Here is an 18,163-nt window from a genome sequence, read left to right as displayed (position 1 = left end):
GCGCGGCGAAACGTGATCCTTCGGCCGAACGCGCACAAGTTACCAATTGGACTTAGCGCGGCCCGCGCCCTCCCCCTTTTGCGCTAACATCTATGCGCTTGCCTATTGCCCGGACTGGCCTTTGCCTTGAGCCGATCCCCTGCCCATGATCCCGGTCCATGGCCGCTATCCTAACCCAGCTTCCCGACGACGGGGTGCAGCAACCGGCAATCCTGCGGGGCCCGTTCCGGATGGCGGGGGGCTATCGGCCTGCCCGCGCACCGGAATCCCCCTACGACCGCGCCATCGGCTTCCTGCTTCCGGCGGCCGCCTTCTTCCTCAGCTGGTGGCAGGTAGGGCGCATTCCCGCCTTCAACCTGACCATGTCGGACATGATCCTGATCGTCTGCACATTGCTGATGCTCGTCTCGCGCGGGCTGAACGCGCGGATGATGGGGCGCATGTCGGTGCTGTGGGTGGGCGGGATCGTCATGCTGCTGGGCGGCATGCTGGTGGGCTCGACCGTCCACGGCGATTTCACGCGCTGGCCGGTGGTGGCCGGGCAATATGCCTTCGCCCTGGTGCTGATCCCGATGGTCCTGGCCAATTGCTCGCTGACGGCGCTGCGCCGCAGCGGCCTGGCCTATGTCTGGGGCGTGGCGGTATCGCAGGCGGTGGGCGTCGCCCTGGTGAACCTGTTCAGTCGCGACATGATCAACCAGTACGTGAACAAGTACGTGGTCACCGGCAATGGCCGGCTGGGCGCCTTCACCGGCGAGCCCAATTCGAACGGCGCGGTCTGCGTCTTCGCCCTGATCTTCCTGCTCCATGCGGTGATCGAGAAGCGCCTGCGTCCGGTGATCGCCGTGCCGCTGGCGCTCGTGATCGTCGCGGGCCTGGTCTATTCCGCCAGCTTCACCGCCTTCACCGCCACCATCCTGGCGATCGGCTTCATCCTGGCGCTCTCGCGCATGCGCACGGTCGTCACCATCGCGCTGCCGGTGGCCCTGGCGGTGGGCGCCTACGTCGGCCTGGGCGGACCGGTTCCGGCCGTGTTCGAACAGCGGGTGGGCGACGCGGTCGTCTCCGGCGATCCGACCAAGGCCGGCACGTTCGTCGGCCGCTCGGTGCTGATCCAGGAGGCCTGGCAGATGTCGGGCGACAACCTGCTGATCGGCCTGGGCAGCGACGGATACCGCAAGGCCAGCGTCTACGGCATGCCGGTGCACCAGCTCTATCTCCTGGTGCTCAACGAAGGCGGGCTGGTCTCCTTCATCGGGCTCAGCGTGATGTTCGCCGCCATGTTCGTGCAGGGCCTCTTCATCGCCGGGCGAAGTCGCACCGACGGGGTCTGCGCGCTCGCGATCCTGGGGGTCTTCTTCATGTACGCGATGTCGCTGCCGCACATGTTCGCGCGGATGTGGAACGGGCCGGTGATGCTGATGTTCGCGCTGTCCACGGCCGGAGCCGGAGTCGCCACCCTCACCGCCACGCGGCGCCCGCAGTGGTACAATCAGGCCGGCCACCGGGATGCAGAACCGGCGGCTGACACAGAACGGACTTCGGAAGCAGGATGACTCCCATCGACAGCGCCAGCAAGGCCTCGTTCCTTCCGCGCCTGCTTTCCCGTTGGCGCGGCAGCGAGATGCTGAAGCCCCATCTGGTCAGCATCGGCCACTTGCTCTCGGGCAATTTCGGCGGCGTGATGATCATGATGGCGAGCCTCGCCATCGCCACCCGCGCGCTTGGACAGGAGCAGTTCGGCATTCTCGCCGTGGTCCTGTCGATCGGGCGCGTCTGCGAACGCCTGATCCGCTTCGAATCCTGGCAACCGCTGGTGCGCTTCGTGGCGGTGGAGGAGGAGAACGGAGACGTCTCGCGGATGTCCTCGCTCTATGCCTACGGGCTGTTCCTCGATGTCGGCAGCGCTCTGGTGGCCGCGGTCCTGAGCGTGATCGTGGCATGGACGGCCGGCGGGCTGATCGGCATCGGCCATGACAACGTGCACCTCGTGGCGATCTACGCCTGCGCCATCGCCTGCAACCCGCGCGGCATGGCCAGCGCGGCGCTGCGCCTGGCGGGCAGGTTCCGGGTGCTGGCCTATGTGCAGCTTGCCTCCTTCGTGGCCCGCTTCGCCCTCTCGGCGCTGCTTTACGGACTGGGCGGCGGACTGATCTGGTTCGTGCTGGTCTGGACGGTGAGCCAGATCTTCGACTCGGCCCTGTTCAACTACCTCGGCTTCCGCGCCCTGGCGGAGACCGGCATCCCCAGCCCGCTCAAGGCCGACTGGCGCGACCTGCCCGGTCGCTTCCCCGGCTTCATGCGCTTCGCCATATCGACCAACCTGTCCTCCACCCTGCGCACCATGACGCATGAGATGGACACGCTGCTGGTCAGCACTTTCGCGGGCGCCAGCGCGGCGGGGCTCTATTACCTCTCCCGCCGCATCGCCAAAGTGGCGCAGACCGCCGGGGACATGATCCAGACGGTGATCTACCCCGACCTCGCCCGGCTGTGGCGCAAGGTCGGCCCGGCGGCGATGGGGCAGCTGGTCTCGGTGCTCCAGGCCTCGCTGGCGGCCATCGCGCTGACGGCGGTGGGCGCCTGCTGGCTGATGGGGCGCCAGGCGATCGAGATCGTGTTCGGGCCGGGCTTCGCGGACAGCTACCAGCTCCTGCTGGTGCAGCTCTTCGCGGTGCTGCTGACGCTCCATGCGACACCGGCCCGCGCGGCGCTGCTGGCGATGAACCGGCCGACCTACGTGCTGGCCGCCAGCTTCACCTCCACCGCCTCGTTCTTCGCCGTCGCCTTCGTGCTGATCCCCCGCTACGGCGCGCTGGGCGCCAACTACGCGCATATTGCCTTCGGCGTGGTCACGGTGATCCTGCTCGACATCGCGTTCTGGCGCGGCCTCCGCAGCGCCGATCACAACCCGCGCGAAACGGGGCCGGAAGCGGCGCCCAAGGGCCCTGCGGCATCGCCCAAGGCCGCCTTCGCCCTGGAGTCCGAGGCGTGACGGCCCACGCCCCCGCCGGAGACTTCGCCCGCGACGGCGAATTCCCGGGCGGCGACGGGGCGCCGAGGCCGCTGCGGGTCAGTTCGGTCATCACCAGCCTGACCTCCGGCGGGGCCGAGATACTCGTCACCAACCTCAACGGCGCTTTCGCCGCACGGGGCGCGGCCGGCACCGTCGTCGCCTTCTGCGACGCCCCCACGCTCGGCAATTCGCCCGAGATGGAGGCCGAACTCGCCGGGCAGATCGCCGAGAGCGGCTGCCGTTTCGAATCGATGCAGCTCACCCGCCGACGTGGCCTGCTGCGCGGCGCGCTCGCGCTGCGCCGCCACCTGGCCGCCGCCCGGCCGGACGTCGTCCACGTCCATACCGTGCGCGCGGTGGCCATGATGGCCTTCACCGGTTTCGCCGGCCCGGTGGTCTTCACTTACCACAACAGCCGCCTGAGCTTCCCGCCCGGCCTGTTCGCCGCGGTCGACCGGGTGGTGCATCACTATGTCGCGATCAGCAACGACACCGCGGCCATGTATCGCCGGCTGTCCCGGCGGCCCTATACCCTGATCCAGAACGCGCCCTCGGCCCGCTACAAGGCCAAGGCCCCGCGCGTGGCCGCGCGGCGGCCCGGCAACGTGCTGAGCGTGGGCGCCGTGTCCGACCAGAAGAACTATCCCCTGCTCATCGAGACCGCCCGCATCCTGCGTGACCGCGCCACCGAGGCGATGCCGCCGCCGGTCCTGCGCGTGGCGGGCGGCGGCGAGGGGCTGGAGGACCTGCGCGCGCAAGTGCGGACGCTGGGCCTGGAAGGGGTGGTCGAATTCCTCGGGGAGCGGCGCGACGTGCCGGACCTCATCGCCCGCAGCGACTTGTTCCTCAATACCTCGCACTACGAGGGTTTCTCGGTCGCAATCCTGGAGGCGATGGCCATGGCCATGCCCGTCGTCGCCACTGACGTTGCCGGCAACCGCGGGCTCGTGCGTCCTGCGCAGAACGGACTGCTCTGCGCGCCGGACAAACCCCAGGCCCTGGCGGCGGCTATCATGCGGCTGATGCAGGACAATTCGCTTTACCGGCAGTTTTCCGCGGGCGCGCTGGCCACGAGCCGCGAATATACCATCGAGAATGCCGCCGCCCGGCACCTCGAACTCTACGCGTCGCTGCTGCGGCTGCGCGCTCCCCAAAAGGACTAGTCTCTATTAGGGCGCGCCCGTCCCGGATGCCCTTTTTGCGCGTCCCGGCTTTGATCGCATAGTCCAGACTGAAGATCGCCCCGCGTGGGCGGTCCCGCACCAGGCCCGTCCCGAGGGGGGGCGGCAGGTATTACAGGGCCGCCCTGTGGCGGCGAACTTCACCTCGCTGGAGGGGCACACATGTCAACTGCAATCGCGCCAAGCCCGATCGGCGGCGCGCCGGCGCATTATCGCGGACCGGCGCTGTCGCGGGATGCTTCATCACCATCCGAACAACAAGTCGGGCCACGCGACCTTCTTCGCGTCATCTACCGTCACCGAACGATGATGGCGCTGGTCGTGGGGGTCATCACCCTGGGTGTGCTGGTGCAGCAGTTGCTCTCCCCCACCCAGTACCGGGCCTCCTCGACCGTGCAGGTCGAGCTGATCGACGAGGTCGGCACCAACCAGGCGGACGTGAACTCCCGCAATGCCGAGCGCGTGGCCAATGCCGTGCGCCTGCATCGCTCGCGCTCCGCGGCCGAGCAGGTCGTCAACGACCTTCACCTCACCCGTGACAACGACTTCCTCAAGGAACTCGGCAAGGTTCCGGACGACCGCCGGGCGCTGCAGCAGGCGGCGACCAACAAGGTCCTGTCGATGGTGACGATCAATTCCGAGGCCGGTTCCGACCTTGTCGAGATCGCCGTCACCGCCCGTTCGCCGGTCGTCGCCGCCGAAATCGCCAACCAGATCCCGATCTCGGTCCGCTCGCTGCGCACGATGAAGACCAACGAGCGCCGCTCCGAGCTGCTGGCCTCGCTGGAGCAGGAACAGCAGTCGCGCGCCACCGAAGCCGAGGAGACCGCCCAGCGCGTCGCCGACTTCCGCGGCCAGCACCAGATGCTGACCGGCGCCGGCGGCGAAGAGGACCTGGCCCAGATCAACCGCATCGCCGTGCAGAGCGCATCGGCCATGGCCGCGCGTGACGCTGCCGCCGCCCGCAGCGCCGGCATCGCCCGCGCCAGCCGGATGCAGAGCACCGCGCTCGCCAGTTCCGGCGTGCTCGACCAGCTTGAGCGCACCCGCGGCGAACTCATCGCCGAAACCTCGAAGCTCTCCACCAGCCTCGGGCCGAACCACCCCGACGTGAAGCGCCTGAATTCCCAGCTTGCCACCGTCAACGAGGGCATCACCAAGGAACAGGCCCGCGTCCAGGGCGCCGCCCAGGCCGACGCTTCGGCCAAGGCCTCGCAGATGACCGAGATCGCCCGCAGCGAAGCCGCCGGCGACAGCGCCCAGGCCAACCGCCTGGAAGGCATCGTCGCCGGGCTCAGCTCGACCGCCTATCGCAACACCGCCAATGCGGTGCAGCTCGACAAGCTGGTGCGCGAATCGACCTTGGCCGACGATGCCTACAAGGCGATCGCCGGCCGCGTGGAGCAGGTTCGCGCGCAGATGCAGATGGAGGGCGTGTCCTCCTCGGTCGTCTCGCCCGCCGTGCCGGACTACGACCCGGTTGCCCCGGCGCCGGTCAAGATGGCCATCACCGCCCTGCTGGGATCGAGCGTCCTGGCCTTCCTGATCGCCTTCGCCCGCGACTTCCTGGACGACCGCCTGCGCACCACCGCGCAGATCCGCCGCCTCTTCGGGCTGCCGACCCTGGGCATGCTGCCGCTGCTGAACAACAGCCTGTCGGAAGACCCCAAGGACAGCCCGGTCATCAAGGAGCCGCAATCGCTCTTCGCCGAAGTCGCCCGCTCGACTTATACCGAAGTGCGGGCACTGGACCGGCGGCCCGCCGCCGCCCGCGGGAATTCGCAAGTGGTGCTGGTCACCTCCCCGCTGCCCGGCGACGGCAAGTCCACCGTCTCGCTGACGCTCGCCGCCGCCGGCATCGCCATGGGCGACCGCACGGTGATCCTCGACCTCGACTTGCGCAAGCGCGGCGCGCTCCAGCGCCTCCAGAACGAGATGCACATGCCCGACCTCGTGGACATCGTCTGCGGCCGGGCCGATCTCGACAGCCTGGTGGGCCCGCGCTCGGCCCATCCCTATGACGGTTCGCCCAATGCCGGCACGATCGTCACCGGGCCCGACGGCAGCCAGATCATCGAGCCGGAAGGCGCGAACCAGATCGTGCTGCTCAGCGCCAAGGATCCGGTGGCCGAACCCGCGCTGCTGCTCTCGTCCAATCGCCTGAAGACCCTGCTCGAACAGCTGCGGGAGCGCTTCGAACTGGTCATCATCAACGCCCCGGCAGCCCTTGCCGTGCGCGATGCCCGGGCCATGTGCCACTTCGCGGACCAGACCGTGCTGGTCGCCCGCTGGGGCCACACCACCGGGGACCAGATGCGCGCCGCCCTGGAAATGCTGGACGACAGCGTCAGCGGCGTGATCTTCGACCAGGTCGACTACGTCGAGCACGCCCGTCGCCGCTATGGCGACTCGGTCCAGTACTACGCAGACTCGGCCAGCTACTACTCGTCGCCGGTCCCGGCCCGCGACGAATGGGCCGCCAAGATCCGTCGCTTGTTCCGGGGCCACTCCTGGCGCCCCGTGGAAGCGTGAGCAGGAGCGCGCGAGTGGCCTTCGCTTCCCTTCGATTGCTCGCCTCGCTGCTCCTGCTCACCCTTCTGCCGCTGCTCCTGCTGCTGGGGCTCGGCGTCCTGCTCTCGATGGGTCGCCCGGTGCTGTTCCGACAGCGCCGGGCGGGCCGCGAGGGGCGGGATTTCACCCTGCTCAAGCTGCGCTCCATGCGCGAGGCGACGGGGCCGGATGGGCAGCCGCTGCCGGACGAAGCCCGCGTCACCGCCTTCGGCCGCTTCCTGCGCCGCAGCCGGCTGGACGAACTGCCGGGCCTGTGGAACGTCGCTGCCGGGGACATGACTTTCGTCGGCCCGCGCCCGCTGCTGCCCGAGACCATCGCCGGTCTCGGACCACGCGGCGCGGCGCGGGGTCGGGTCCGGCCGGGGCTGACCGGCTGGTCGCAAGTCAACGGCAATACCCTGCTCTCGCTCGACGAGAAGATCGCGCTGGACTTGTGGTACGTGGACAATGCCTCGCCGCTGCTGGACTTGCGGATCGTGGCGCTGACCCTCTGGGTCATGGTCGGCGGCGAACGCCGCTCGCAGGCGGTGGTTCTCGCGGATTGAGGGAGCGCGCGGCGCCGCGGGCGCCTGCTCTTCCTGCGCGTGACTCTTGTGAAAACCCGGAACCCGATCAGGCGCCCGATCAGGCGCCCGATCAGGCCAGCCTCAGTTCGTCCAGCGAAACCACCACATGGTGCGCCGCATGGTCGGGCGTCGGCGCGGTGCAGGCGTGGATGCGCCGCTCGCGCAGGATCTGCACGGTCGTCCACCCTCGGGCGCGGGGCGTCACGAAATCCTTGGCGGCATTGTCGGCAATATAGACGTGGTCCGCCGCAGGACGGCCGGACCATTGCTCGACCATCTCGTAAGCCATGGCATGGGGCTTGCCGCAGCCTTCGGGCAGCAGGCCGGTGAGGATCACTTTGCCGATCCGGTCGTGGAGGCCCAGCGCCGCCACTTTGTTGCCCTGGGTCTGCGCCGGGCCATCCGTGATGATCGCGCTGGCCCGCGCGCCAAGCCGGTCGAGCAGGCGTCCGGCGTCTTCGGCCAGCGCGATCTCGGGCGCGTGGCCACGGTAGAGCGCCACCAGCGGCGCGACCTCGATCGCGGCAAGCCCCATGGCCGCCAGCGCCGCGTCGAACACGGTGCCGCGGTGCCCTTCGTCCAGCAGCCGCGCGCAGTGCTCGGCATAGCCGGTCAGGCCGTGGCTCTCCTCCAGGTGGCGCCCCACGGCCGCAAAGCCGCTGCGCGCGAAGTCCCGTTCGAGATAGAGCGTGTCGTCGAGATCCAGCACCACGACCGGATGCGGAATATCAACCACGGAACACGGCGCTGTCGTAGCGCACCATGGTCACGCCCTCGCGCCAGTGCTCGCTGGCGCATTCGGGCAGCCCGGAGACGCGGGCGAGCAGGCTTTCGGCAAAGCGGCCCCCGGCCTGGTCGGCCAGGGGATAGCCGCCGCCGAAGCGGGCGTTGATCTCGAAGACGCGGGGACCGCGATCGGGATCGTCGATGAGCTGGAAGCAGAGCACGCCCTCGGCGCCCGGCCCGCTCGGAGCAGGGGCAGCGAGATCTCCGGCGTTCGGGTCACGCGCGTTCAGGCCACGCGCATTGAGGGCAGCGGCGATGTCTGCGGCGATGGCGATCATGCGCGGGTCGCGCACGGTGCGCCCCTTCTCCACTTCGCCGGCCCGGGTCGAGATGCGCAAGTGCGGGATCGCCGATCGCATCCGGCCGCGCGCATCGAGGTACATGTTGATCGTGTATTCCGGGCCGCGCAGCAGTTCCTGCACCAGCATCGGCTCGGGATAGTCCGCGCGGATGTCGGCCGCCGCGTGCAGCACGCCGATGCCGCGGCTGGCACTGCCGCCCACGGGCTTGGCAAAAAGCGGGAAGGCCCAGCCCGAGGGATCGGCGCGCACATCCTCGATCCGCGCGGTGCGCGGCACGGGCACGCCCGCCTCTGCCAGCACGGCGATCGTGCGTTCCTTGTCGCGCACGACGTCGATCACTTCGGGCGCGCTGACGTGGACCAGGGTGCCGACTTGCGCAAAGCGGTCCCGCGCCCGCGAGAGCAGGTCCAGCTCGGTATCGATGGTCGGCACCAGCAAGGCGATCTTCTCGCGCGCGCAGTGCTCCAGCAGGTGTTCGACATAGTCGGGCGCCGTGCAGCGCGGCACCGCGAAGGCCACTTCCGCCTCCAGGCAGGCGGCGCTCAGTTCGGGCTGCAGGTCGCAGGCGTGAATTTCCGCGCGCAGTCCCAGTTTCTCGGCCGCGCGGCGGAAGCACCGCGTCAGTTCCACCCGGCGCCCGGCCGACGTGAAGAGTATCCGTACCACCCTGTTTCCCCCGTTCATGCCTTCCGCCCCATGGCTCCGGCGCCCCTCAACCTTCCGCCCCGGCCCTGCGCCCGGCCGGACCGGACACCGTGACCGACCGCGCGCCACGATGCCGCGGCGAGACGACTTGCGCCAGGACCTGGTCCCATTGCTGGAGTATCCGCGCCGGCTGGAACCGCGCCATGGCCTCTGCGGCCTCGGCGCCCATGCGGCTGCGCGCCAGGGGGTCCGCGATCAGGCCCGCCATCGCCTGCGACAGCGCGGCCGTGTCCTCGCTCGCGACCAGCAGCCCGCTGCGGCCATGCTCCACCATGTCGGCCGGGCCGAAGTCGCAGTCGGCAGCGATCGCGGGCAGTCCCGCGGCCATGGCTTCGCCCAGCACATTGGGAAAGCCTTCGTAGCGGGAGGACAGAACGAAGATCCCGGCCTCCTCCACCCAGGCGCGCGGCCGGGGGCTGAGCCCGCGCAGCAGGACCCGGCCCTCCAGGCCGAGAGCGCTCACTTGCGCCTCCAGCGCGGCGCGTTCCGGGCCTTCGCCCCAGATGTCGAGCCGCCAGTCCGGCCAGAGCGGCGCCACGGCGGCGAAAGCCTGCACCAGCAGGTCGAACCCCTTCTGGTGCGTCAGCCGGCCGACCGCGCAGAGGCGCTTCACCTCGCCCTCGGCCCGCATCACGTCAGGCGCGGGCACCGGGTTGGCGATGGTGACCAGCTTGGCCTGCACGGCGGCGGGAAAACAGCGCCTTACCGCCGCCGTCTGGCAGACGATGGCGTCGGCGCGGCGATAGAGCAGGCGCAGCAGCAGGTTCCACAAGGGATGCGTGCCCTGCCGCTCGGGATTGTTGCGCTCGGCACAGACCAGGCGCGTCGGCGTGCCGAGCGTGGCCAGCGCGGCGATCAGGTTGTTCTTGGTCAGGAACGAGACGATCACTTGCGGCTGCCGCGCCTGCAACACCCGCCGCAGCGCCGCGACCCGCCCCGCCATGCCGGCAAAGCCGCTGCCCCCGCCGAGGCGGTGCAGCGTGACCGGCTGCGGCAGGCGGTGGAACACGGGATCCTCCGGCCTGTCGAAGGCGATCACGTCCACCGTATGTCCCGCCGCGCACCAATGGTGCGCGAGCTGGGCGATCACCTGCTCCGCCCCGCCGGCGCCAAGGCCGGAAGCGAGGATCGCGATGCGCATCGTGCTGGTTGGAAGTACCAAGGCCCCCTCTTCCGCCTGCGTGAAAACCTGCCTGCGTGAAAACCGCTTCGTCAATTGCCCCAGAACCTAGCGAAAGCCTGCCGCGCAGGCAGGCGTTCATGCGGTCTAACCCTTTATTGGAGCGGGCGATTTGGGAGCAATGCGGGAGGGCGACCCGGCAGGATCGGGACCATGACGGACCGGGCGCCCGCCGAAACATCACGATGAGCCTCCGGCAGGCCCCGGCACCCCCACCCGGCGGTCCGCCGTCATCCTGAGTGGGTACGCCCTAATCGCGCTCACGGTCGCTGGCGGCATCGGCCACACTCCCGTGTCAAGGGTGAGGCCAGGCTGCTGGCGCCGCAGGCAACAGGGGATCCCGATGATGGAACGCGACAGGCCGCAGAACGCGGGGCAAGCCGCGGGGCAGGGTTTGGGCCAGAACGCAGGCCAGAACGTGGGCCAGGCCGCTGGTCAGGGCCGGGACTACGCCGCGCCGCAATCCGCGCCGGACCTCGGCGCCGAACCCGCGGGGCTCTCGGCCGCCTTGCCGCAAGGCCTGAGCGACGGCCCGGGCAATACCGCGCGAACCGCCCCCAGCCCGGCCATCGTCGCCGCGCTCGGCCTGCTGGCCGTGCTGTTCCTGGGGCTGGCCGGACGGATCCTGGCCTTCCCGATCGGACGGGACGAGAACCTGTTCATCACCGTCTCCCGCCTCTGGGGCACCGGCGATATCTACCGCGATTTCGGCTATAACCACTTGCCTTACCTGCCCTATATCCTGGGCGGGTTCTACTGGCTGACCGGCACCGGGCACGTCCTGCTGCTGGGCCGCATGCTGATCGTGGCCGCCTGGGCCATGGCGATCGGGGCGCTCTGGCTGATCGCCCGCCGCCAGCGAACCGGCTTTCCGGCCTTCTTCACCGCCGCCATGCTGCTGATGGGCAATGTCCTCCTGATCGGCCCCCCGGGCATGATGGTGAGCAACAACTTCCTGCCCATTCCCTTCGCGCTCATGGCGATCCACTTCCTGCTCTGCGGGCTGGACCGCGAGCGGCCCTCCTGGATGTGCTGCTTCGTGGCGGGCGTGCTGGTCTCGGTGGCGGTGGGGCTCAAGGCCAACTACATCTTCATCGCGCCGTTCCTGGCCGTGACCACGCTGCTGGCGCCGCTGGCCCATCCGCTGCGCCAGCGCCTGACCTGCGGCACCGTGCCGCTGGCGCTGGGCGGGCTGACCGGCGGCATCCCCGCGCTGATCGCCATCGCCTCCGACCCCGACGCCTTCTTCGCGCATACGATCCGCTACTTCACCCAGCTCCAGCCGGTCTACTGGATGCACTCCACCGAGCCCAAAGTGATCGGCGTGGCCCAGAAGATCCTGCTGGCGGAAGACATCTGGACCTCGAACGCCACGCTCCTCGCCCTCGTCGGCGCGGTGGCCCTGGTCGCCCTCCCCCTGCGGCGGCGCGGCTGGCGGGACGGGGTCCTGGCGGTCTGGTCCTGGCCGGTGGTGCTGGCCGCGGTTCTGGCGCTGATGGGCGTGGTCGTGGCCTTCGTGCCCAGCCCGTCCTTCCCGCAATATTTCGCGCCGCCGATCCCCTTCCTGATCCTGTTGGTGGTGCTGCTGCGCGCCCGCACGCTCAGCGAAAACCGGCTGGCGGCCGACGCCGTGCTGCTCTCTCTGGCTTTCGTGGCGCTGCTCTGCGCAGGGTCCAGGCTGGGGCCGGGCCTGATCTCCCTCGCCCGGCCGACGTCGTGGGAAGGCGTGAAGATCCACCGCGAGATGCGCGCTCTCGCCCGCAGCGCCGGGGCCTCCTCGGGCGACAGCGTGGCCACGCTCTCTCCGGTGCTGGCGCTGGAGGGCGGCTTCTCGCTGCCGGGCGAGTTCGCCGCCGGCCAGTTCGTCTACCGCGTGGCGGACTACATGCCGCCGCAGGACCGCACTTACTGGACGACAACCTCACCCACCCGGCTGGTGTCCTGGCTCGATGCCAATCACCCCTCGGCCATCCTGATCGGCGGGGAAGAACCGCTGGAGCAGGCTTTCGCGGACTATGCGCGCAGCCACGGCTACCTGGAATTCGCCAGCCGCCGCAACGGCACCGGCCCGGTGCTCTACCGCCGCCCGCTGGACCCGGACGAGGCTTCGCAGTGATCGCGCGGAAACCCGGCGCAGAAGGCGTGGCCGATCCCTCTGCGGAGCCTACCCGAATGGTTCCTTCGGCCATTTGCAGAGCACGGGTTAACCCTTTGGCACCCCTGCTGGCTAAAGCTGCCTAACCCCGATGAACACTTCTCCGCCGGACCGCTCTGCCCTTAACCTTCCCCCATCGACCGGAGAAATTCTCCAGAAAATTCCGACACCGGAGGTGCGGTTATGAAAGTCGTCCTGCTCGCCGGGGGCCTTGGGTCCCGCCTTGCCGAAGAAACGGTCCGCGTCCCCAAACCCATGGTGGAAGTGGCGGGCCGCCCGATCATGCTTCACGTCATGGATATCTACGACCGCTGGGGCCACAACGACTTCATCGTCGCCTGCGGTTACAAGGCCATGGCGATCAAGAGCTTCTTCCAGGACCTCCACCTCATGTCGAACGACTTCACGGTCGGCATCGGCAATGGTGAGATGGCCCTGCGCCCCACTTCCAAGGTCGACTGGCGCGTTTCGGTGGTGGACACCGGCCTGGCCACGATGACCGGCGGACGCCTGAAGCGCCTGCGCTCCTGGCTCGACGACGAGACCTTCATGGTCACCTATTCGGACGGCGTCGGCAATGTCGACCTGGACGCGCTGCTGGCGTTCCACCGCTCGCACGGCAAGCTCGCCACGGTCACCGCGGTCCAGCCGCCCGCCCGCTTCGGCAACCTGGAGCTGGGCGAGTGCGACGGCAACGGCGGCCAGGTGGTCGAATTCACCGAGAAGGTCGTCAAGTACGAGACCTGGATCAACGGCGGCTTCTTCGTCTTCGAACCGGGCGTGCTGGACTATCTCAGCGGCGACGAGGAACCCCTGGAGCAGGCGCCCCTGACGCGCCTGGCCCATGACGGGCAGCTCATGGCCTACAAGCACAAGGGCTTCTGGCACCCGATGGACACCGTGCGCGACCGCGACACGCTGGACAAGCTGGGTACCTCGGCGATGCCGCCCTGGATGGATTTCGAAAACGGCCAGCCGGTGCTCAGCACCGACCTGCCCGCGAAGTTGCAACATGCCTGAACAAGGCACACTGAATCAGGCGCTTGTTTCGGCATATCGGGGCAAGCGGATTCTGGTGACCGGCCACACCGGCTTCAAGGGTGGCTGGTTATGCCTCTGGCTCAGGCAACTGGGCGCAGAGGTCACCGGGGTCGCCTTGCACCGCCCCCCGCAAGGCCCTGACATGTTTCATTCGGTCGACCTGGGGGGGCTGGTCGACCACCGCATTGCCGACATCCGCGACGCCGCCGCCTTCGATGCGGCCTGCGCTGACCTGCGGCCGGACCTGGTGTTCCACCTCGCCGCGCAGGCGCTGGTGCGCCCGTCCTACGACGATCCGGTCGAGACTTTCGCCACCAACGTCACCGGCACCGCCGTCGTCCTCGACGCGGTGCGGCGCATGCCTTCGGCGCGCGGCGTGGTCGTGGTCACCAGCGACAAGTGCTACGAAAACCGCGAATGGGAATGGCCCTACCGCGAGACCGACGCGCTGGGCGGGGCGGATCCCTACAGCGCCTCGAAAGGCTGCACCGAGCTGGTCGCCGCGGCGTTCCGGCGGTCGTACTTTTCCAGTCCCGACGGCTGCCAGCTGGCCACCGTGCGTGCGGGCAACGTGATCGGCGGGGGCGACAACTCGCTCGACCGCCTGCTGCCCGACGTCGTGCGCGCCACCATGGCCGGCACCGCCGTGACCATCCGCAACCCGGCCAGCGTGCGCCCCTGGCAGCATGTTCTGGAGCCGCTGGCGGGATACCTGATGCTGGGTGCGCGGCTTCTTGGAGAGGATGCGCCGCGCTTTGCCGAGGCCTGGAACTTTGGCCCCAGCGCCGATGGCTTCATCGACGTCGAGGAAATCGCGCGCCACTTCCAGCGGGCCTGGGGCCCGGGCGTGGCGCAGATCGCCTTCGGGCGCCGTCCCGACGACCCGCACGAGGCGGGGCTGCTCACGCTCGATTCCAGCAAGGCCCATGCCCGGCTCGGCTGGCGCCCGCGCCTCTCGACCGAGGAAGCGGTGACGATGAGCGCCGAATGGTACCGCGCCTACGCGCGCGGCAACGCCGACATGCGCGCCTTCAGCGAGGCGCAGATCGCCCGGTACTCCGATCAGCTCTCCGGCTCGGAGACCGGGATCACTGAAACTCTCCAGGGGGAAACAGCAATATGCGCGTGAATTATGGTCAGACCGTCCACGGCGAGGAAGAAATCGCCGCCGTCCTCGAAGTGCTGCGCACCTCCACCCAGATGGGTCCGAAAGTGCGCGCCATGCAGGAGCAGGTCTCGGCGCTCTTCGCCAAGGACCACGGCATCATGGTCAATTCCGGCTCCTCGGCGAACTACCTCGCGATCGAGCTGCTGAACCTGCCCGAAGGCAGCGAGGTCATCACCCCGGCGCTGACGTTCGCCACCACCGTGGCGCCGATCGTGCGCTCGCGCCTGGTCCCGGCCTTCGTGGACTCGGCGGTCGGCACTTACAACATCGACGTCGAGAAGATCGAGGCGATGATCGGGCCGAACACCAAGGCGATGATGATCCCTTCGCTGATCGGCAACCTGCCCGACTGGGACCGCATCCGCGAGATCGCCGACAAGCACGGCCTGATGGTCGTGGAAGACAGCGCCGACACCCTGGGCGCCACCCTGCGCGGCACCAGCACCGGCACCCGTTCGCACATCTCCACCACCAGCTTCTACGGCTCGCACGTCATCAATGCGGCGGGTAACGGCGGCATGCTCTGCGTCTCGGACGAGGACCTCGCCCGCCGCGCGCTGCTGCTGCGTTCCTGGGGCCGCACCAGCTCGCTCTACGTCGATTCCGAAAGCATCGAGAAGCGTTTCAACGTCGCGCTCGACGGTATCGACTATGACGCCAAGTTCCTGTTCGACGAGCTGGGCTTCAATGTCGAGCCTTCGGAAATGGGCGCCGCCTTCGGCCTCGTCCAGCTCAAGAAGCTCGACAACAACATCGCCGCGCGTGAGCACAACTTCGAGCGGCAGTACCAGTTCTTCAAGCAGTACGAGGACTGGTTCGTCCTGCCCGAACAGCTGCCGGAATCGCGCACGGGCTGGCTCGCCTTCCCGCTGACCATTCGCGAGGACGCGCCCTTCACCCGCACCCAGATGCAGATCTGGCTGGAAGAGCGCGACATCCAGACTCGCCCGGTCTTCACCGGCAACATCCTGCGCCAGCCGGCCATGAAGGACGTGACGCTCAAGGCCCCGCCCGAAGGCTGCCCGGTTGCCGATGCGGTGATGAAGGGCGGCATCCTGCTTGCCTGCCACCACGGCCTGACGGAAGCGCATATCGACTTCATGCACGAGACGTTCGAAGGCTTCGTCCGCTCCCTGACGACAACGTCCTCGCGGGAGGCGGCGAATGCTTGAAATGTCCATTCCCAAGCCGGCCGATGCCGCCGATTCCGCCTCGAAGCTCAGCGAATGCCGCGCGTGCAAGGCGCCTTCGCCCTATCTCTTCCTGCCGCTGGGCGACCATGCCCCCGGCCAGATGCTGATCCGCCCGGAAGACCTGGGCGCGGAGCAGCCGGCCTTCCCGCTCAACACCCAGGTCTGCCTGGAATGCGGGCTGGTGGAGATCGCCGACCAGATCCCGGCCGATTTCTTCCGCCACTACCTCTATGTCCCCTCGGGGGCTGCGCGCATGCACACGCACTTCTCGGACTTCGCCGAAGTGCTGGCCGCGCGCGCGGGTGACGGGCTGATCGTCGACATCGGCAGCAACGACGGCCTGCTCCTGGCCGCTTGCAATGCGCTGGGCTGCCGGACGCTGGGCTTCGACCCGGCCGAGAACATCGCCGCCATGGCCGCCGAGCGCGGGGTCGAGACATATATCGACTACTTCACGCCCGCCTCCGCCGAACTGGTCCGCTCGCAGCGCGGCCCGGCGAAAGTGATCGTCACCACGAACACCTTCAACCACATCGGCGACCTGCACACTTTCATGGCGGCCATCAGCATCCTGCTGGCGGACGACGGCACTTTCGTGATCGAAGTGCCCCGCGCCAAGGAGTACATCGACCACACCGAATTCGACAATATCTACCACGAGCACGTCTCCGAGTTCAGCCTGCTCTCGATCGTCAAGCTCGCCGCCTTCTTCGACCTCGAAGTGACCGACGCGCTCTCCCTGCCCGACATTCACGGCGGCTCGATGCGGGTGTTCCTGAACCGCAAGGCGGCCGGGATCGGCCCCTCGCAGTCGGTCGGCACGATGCTGCGCGACGAACTGGCCGGCGGCATGCTGGTCCAGGAGACTTATGACGCGCTCGCGCTCGAAGTGGAGGACATGGGCCGGGACATCCGCGCCATGCTCGACGAGATGAAGGCCCAGGGCCTGAAGATCGCCGGCTACGGCGCCTCGGCCCGCGGCAACACCCTCATCACCCATTTCGGGATCGACACCGATTACCTCGACTTCCTGGTCGACCGGAATCCGCTGAAGCACGGCCTCTATTCGCCGAACACGCGCATTCCGATCCGCCCGGTCGAGGCGATCGAGGAAGAGAAACCGGACGTGCTCTTCGTGCTCGCCTGGAATTTCTTCGACGAGATCTTCGAGCAGCAGGCCGCCTTCCGCGAGCGCGGCGGCCGCTTCCTCGTGCCCCTGCCCGTGCCGAGGATCGTCTGCTGAACCGATCAAGCCGGGCCGGAGCGTAATTTCCGGCCCGGATCTTTTGCGGAAGGCCGGATTGTCGTGGAAGGCCGCAATTCTTGTAGAAGGGTCGCCAAGTGGCCGAAGGCGTAACGCTGCTCACAGGTGCCGGCGGCTTCATCGGCGCGCATCTCGTCCGCCGCCTTCTCGATGAAGGCGGGGACGTCCATGCCATCGTGCGCCCCTCCACCGAGCTGGGGCGGCTCTCGCCCTTTGCCGAACGCCTGACGATCCACCGCATCGACCTGTCGGACCGGCTGGAGATCCGCCGCTGCATCCGCGGCATCGCGCCCCGGCGCGTGTTCCACCTGGCGGCCGAGACCCGCCTGCCGCCCCAGCCCGATTTCGCGGCGGCCCGCGCCTCCCACGCCATCTACCTCCAGCCCGCGCTCAACTTGCTCCAGCCGCTGGCCGAGCTGCCCCGGCCCCCGGAAGCGGTGGTGCGCGCAGGGACCATCGCCGAATATGGCCGGGCCGCGCTGCCCTACCGGGAAGACGCCCGCGCGGTGCCCTCCACGCCTTATGGCGCGGGCATGCTGGCGACCACCGAGGCCATCGCCATGCTGGCCCCGCGCCTGCCCTTCCCGGTCGTCACCGCGCGCCTGGCGCTCTGCTACGGCCCGGGCCAGGCCCCCAGCTTCCTGATACCCGCGCTGATCGACGCCTGCCTCTCGCGCCAGCCGATGACGATCCGCCGCCCGGCCGACCGGCGCGACCTGATCCACGTCGACGATGCGGTCGACGCGCTGCTGCAGATCGCCCGGCAAGCGACGCGGCGGGATGTCCCGGACTGCGTGAACATCTGCTCGGGCGACGCGCCGACGATGGAGGAGGTCGCCTGCCGGATCGAGGCCATGACCGGCTGCCCGGAGAACTTCCTGCCGCGGGCCGAGCCCGAGGACGCGCCCGTGGAGCTTTGCTCCAGCCCCGACCTTGCCGCCGGCGTGCTCGGCTGGCGCCGCCGCATCGAACTCGACGAAGGCCTCGCCCGTACCATCGCGGGCGAGCAACTCATGTGCACGAAAGCAGGATAGA

At 68.8% G+C, this 18,163-nt stretch carries 14 protein-coding genes; 11 read left to right on the top strand and 3 right to left on the bottom strand.

Going from position 1 to position 18,163, the window contains the following annotated elements; genetic code table 11:
- The first annotated feature begins 158 nt into the window (after window positions 1-158).
- The 5 genes from EDF57_RS18630 (at window position 159) to EDF57_RS18610 (ending at window position 7,313) form a co-directional block, all read left to right on the top strand.
- Window positions 159-1,556: a hypothetical protein gene (locus EDF57_RS18630; RefSeq protein WP_134095322.1), complete on the top strand. Its 1,398-nt coding sequence runs from the start codon at window positions 159-161 to the stop codon at window positions 1,554-1,556.
- Window positions 1,553-2,995: a lipopolysaccharide biosynthesis protein gene (locus tag EDF57_RS18625; RefSeq protein ID WP_132263841.1), complete on the top strand. Its 1,443-nt coding sequence runs from the start codon at window positions 1,553-1,555 to the stop codon at window positions 2,993-2,995. Before EDF57_RS18630 ends, EDF57_RS18625 begins: the two co-directional genes overlap by 4 nt.
- Window positions 2,992-4,179 (top strand): glycosyltransferase, encoded by a 1,188-nt coding sequence (locus EDF57_RS18620; RefSeq protein WP_165921341.1) that lies wholly within the window; start codon window positions 2,992-2,994, stop codon window positions 4,177-4,179. Before EDF57_RS18625 ends, EDF57_RS18620 begins: the two co-directional genes overlap by 4 nt.
- Before the next feature lie 180 nt (window positions 4,180-4,359).
- Window positions 4,360-6,729 (top strand): polysaccharide biosynthesis tyrosine autokinase, encoded by a 2,370-nt coding sequence (locus EDF57_RS18615; RefSeq protein WP_134095320.1) that lies wholly within the window; start codon window positions 4,360-4,362, stop codon window positions 6,727-6,729.
- Window positions 6,730-6,743: 14 nt separating this feature from the next.
- Window positions 6,744-7,313, top strand: coding sequence for a sugar transferase (locus EDF57_RS18610; protein WP_243654107.1), 570 nt, complete (start codon window positions 6,744-6,746; stop codon window positions 7,311-7,313).
- Window positions 7,314-7,404: 91 nt separating this feature from the next.
- On the opposite strand, the gene EDF57_RS18605 is transcribed toward EDF57_RS18610, so the two are convergent.
- From EDF57_RS18605 to EDF57_RS18595, 3 genes are read right to left on the bottom strand one after another with little or no spacing between them, the layout of a single operon-like run.
- Window positions 7,405-8,070: an HAD family hydrolase gene (locus tag EDF57_RS18605; RefSeq protein WP_134095319.1), complete on the bottom strand. Its 666-nt coding sequence runs from the start codon at window positions 8,068-8,070 to the stop codon at window positions 7,405-7,407.
- Window positions 8,063-9,106: an ATP-grasp domain-containing protein gene (locus EDF57_RS18600; protein WP_134095318.1), complete on the bottom strand. Its 1,044-nt coding sequence runs from the start codon at window positions 9,104-9,106 to the stop codon at window positions 8,063-8,065. The genes EDF57_RS18605 and EDF57_RS18600 overlap by 8 nt, the downstream gene beginning before the upstream one ends.
- A 28-nt stretch (window positions 9,107-9,134) precedes the next feature.
- Window positions 9,135-10,268: a glycosyltransferase family 4 protein gene (locus tag EDF57_RS18595; protein WP_134095317.1), complete on the bottom strand. Its 1,134-nt coding sequence runs from the start codon at window positions 10,266-10,268 to the stop codon at window positions 9,135-9,137.
- 385 nt (window positions 10,269-10,653) lie between these two features.
- Here EDF57_RS18595 and EDF57_RS18590 point away from each other — a divergent pair, with 385 nt between their 5' ends.
- The 6 genes from EDF57_RS18590 (at window position 10,654) to EDF57_RS18565 (ending at window position 18,162) form a co-directional block, all read left to right on the top strand.
- A complete protein-coding gene (locus EDF57_RS18590; RefSeq protein ID WP_134095316.1) occupies window positions 10,654-12,423 on the top strand; it encodes a hypothetical protein in 1,770 nt (589 codons plus the stop codon).
- A 222-nt stretch (window positions 12,424-12,645) separates the two neighbouring features.
- Window positions 12,646-13,482, top strand: a complete 837-nt coding sequence (gene rfbF / locus EDF57_RS18585; protein ID WP_132263855.1) for a glucose-1-phosphate cytidylyltransferase — start codon at window positions 12,646-12,648, stop codon at window positions 13,480-13,482.
- Entirely contained in the window at window positions 13,475-14,632 is a 1,158-nt protein-coding gene (rfbG, locus tag EDF57_RS18580) for a CDP-glucose 4,6-dehydratase (protein ID WP_208324897.1), read from the top strand. The genes rfbF and rfbG overlap by 8 nt, the downstream gene beginning before the upstream one ends.
- Window positions 14,623-15,843, top strand: a complete 1,221-nt coding sequence (locus EDF57_RS18575; protein WP_134095315.1) for an aminotransferase class I/II-fold pyridoxal phosphate-dependent enzyme — start codon at window positions 14,623-14,625, stop codon at window positions 15,841-15,843. The genes rfbG and EDF57_RS18575 overlap by 10 nt, the downstream gene beginning before the upstream one ends.
- A complete protein-coding gene (locus EDF57_RS18570) occupies window positions 15,836-17,107 on the top strand; it encodes a class I SAM-dependent methyltransferase (RefSeq protein WP_243654109.1) in 1,272 nt (423 codons plus the stop codon). The genes EDF57_RS18575 and EDF57_RS18570 overlap by 8 nt, the downstream gene beginning before the upstream one ends.
- 98 nt (window positions 17,108-17,205) lie before the next feature.
- On the top strand, window positions 17,206-18,162 hold the full coding sequence (locus EDF57_RS18565) for an NAD(P)-dependent oxidoreductase (RefSeq protein WP_134095314.1): 957 nt from the start codon (window positions 17,206-17,208) through the stop codon (window positions 18,160-18,162).
- Window position 18,163 lies beyond the last annotated feature (1 nt).

The sequence above is a fragment of the Novosphingobium sp. PhB55 genome (assembly GCF_004368805.1).
Lineage (GTDB): Bacteria > Pseudomonadota > Alphaproteobacteria > Sphingomonadales > Sphingomonadaceae > Novosphingobium.
Note: the sequence above shows the minus strand (reverse complement) of the source record. Positions and strands in the feature narration are given on the sequence as shown.

Bases quoted from the DNA above. Each gene is read 5' to 3' on its own strand.
- EDF57_RS18630 (WP_134095322.1), top strand. From the start codon at position 159: ATGGCCGCTATCCTAACCCAGCTTCCCGACGACGGGGTGCAGCAACCG.
- EDF57_RS18625 (WP_132263841.1), top strand. From the start codon at position 1,553: ATGACTCCCATCGACAGCGCCAGCAAGGCCTCGTTCCTTCCGCGCCTG.
- EDF57_RS18615 (WP_134095320.1), top strand. From the start codon at position 4,360: ATGTCAACTGCAATCGCGCCAAGCCCGATCGGCGGCGCGCCGGCGCAT.
- EDF57_RS18600 (WP_134095318.1), bottom strand. From the start codon at position 9,106: ATGAACGGGGGAAACAGGGTGGTACGGATACTCTTCACGTCGGCCGGG.
- EDF57_RS18595 (WP_134095317.1), bottom strand. From the start codon at position 10,268: ATGCGCATCGCGATCCTCGCTTCCGGCCTTGGCGCCGGCGGGGCGGAG.
- EDF57_RS18590 (WP_134095316.1), top strand. From the start codon at position 10,654: ATGGAACGCGACAGGCCGCAGAACGCGGGGCAAGCCGCGGGGCAGGGT.
- rfbF (WP_132263855.1), top strand. From the start codon at position 12,646: ATGAAAGTCGTCCTGCTCGCCGGGGGCCTTGGGTCCCGCCTTGCCGAA.
- rfbG (WP_208324897.1), top strand. From the start codon at position 13,475: ATGCCTGAACAAGGCACACTGAATCAGGCGCTTGTTTCGGCATATCGG.
- EDF57_RS18575 (WP_134095315.1), top strand. From the start codon at position 14,623: ATGCGCGTGAATTATGGTCAGACCGTCCACGGCGAGGAAGAAATCGCC.
- EDF57_RS18570 (WP_243654109.1), top strand. From the start codon at position 15,836: ATGCTTGAAATGTCCATTCCCAAGCCGGCCGATGCCGCCGATTCCGCC.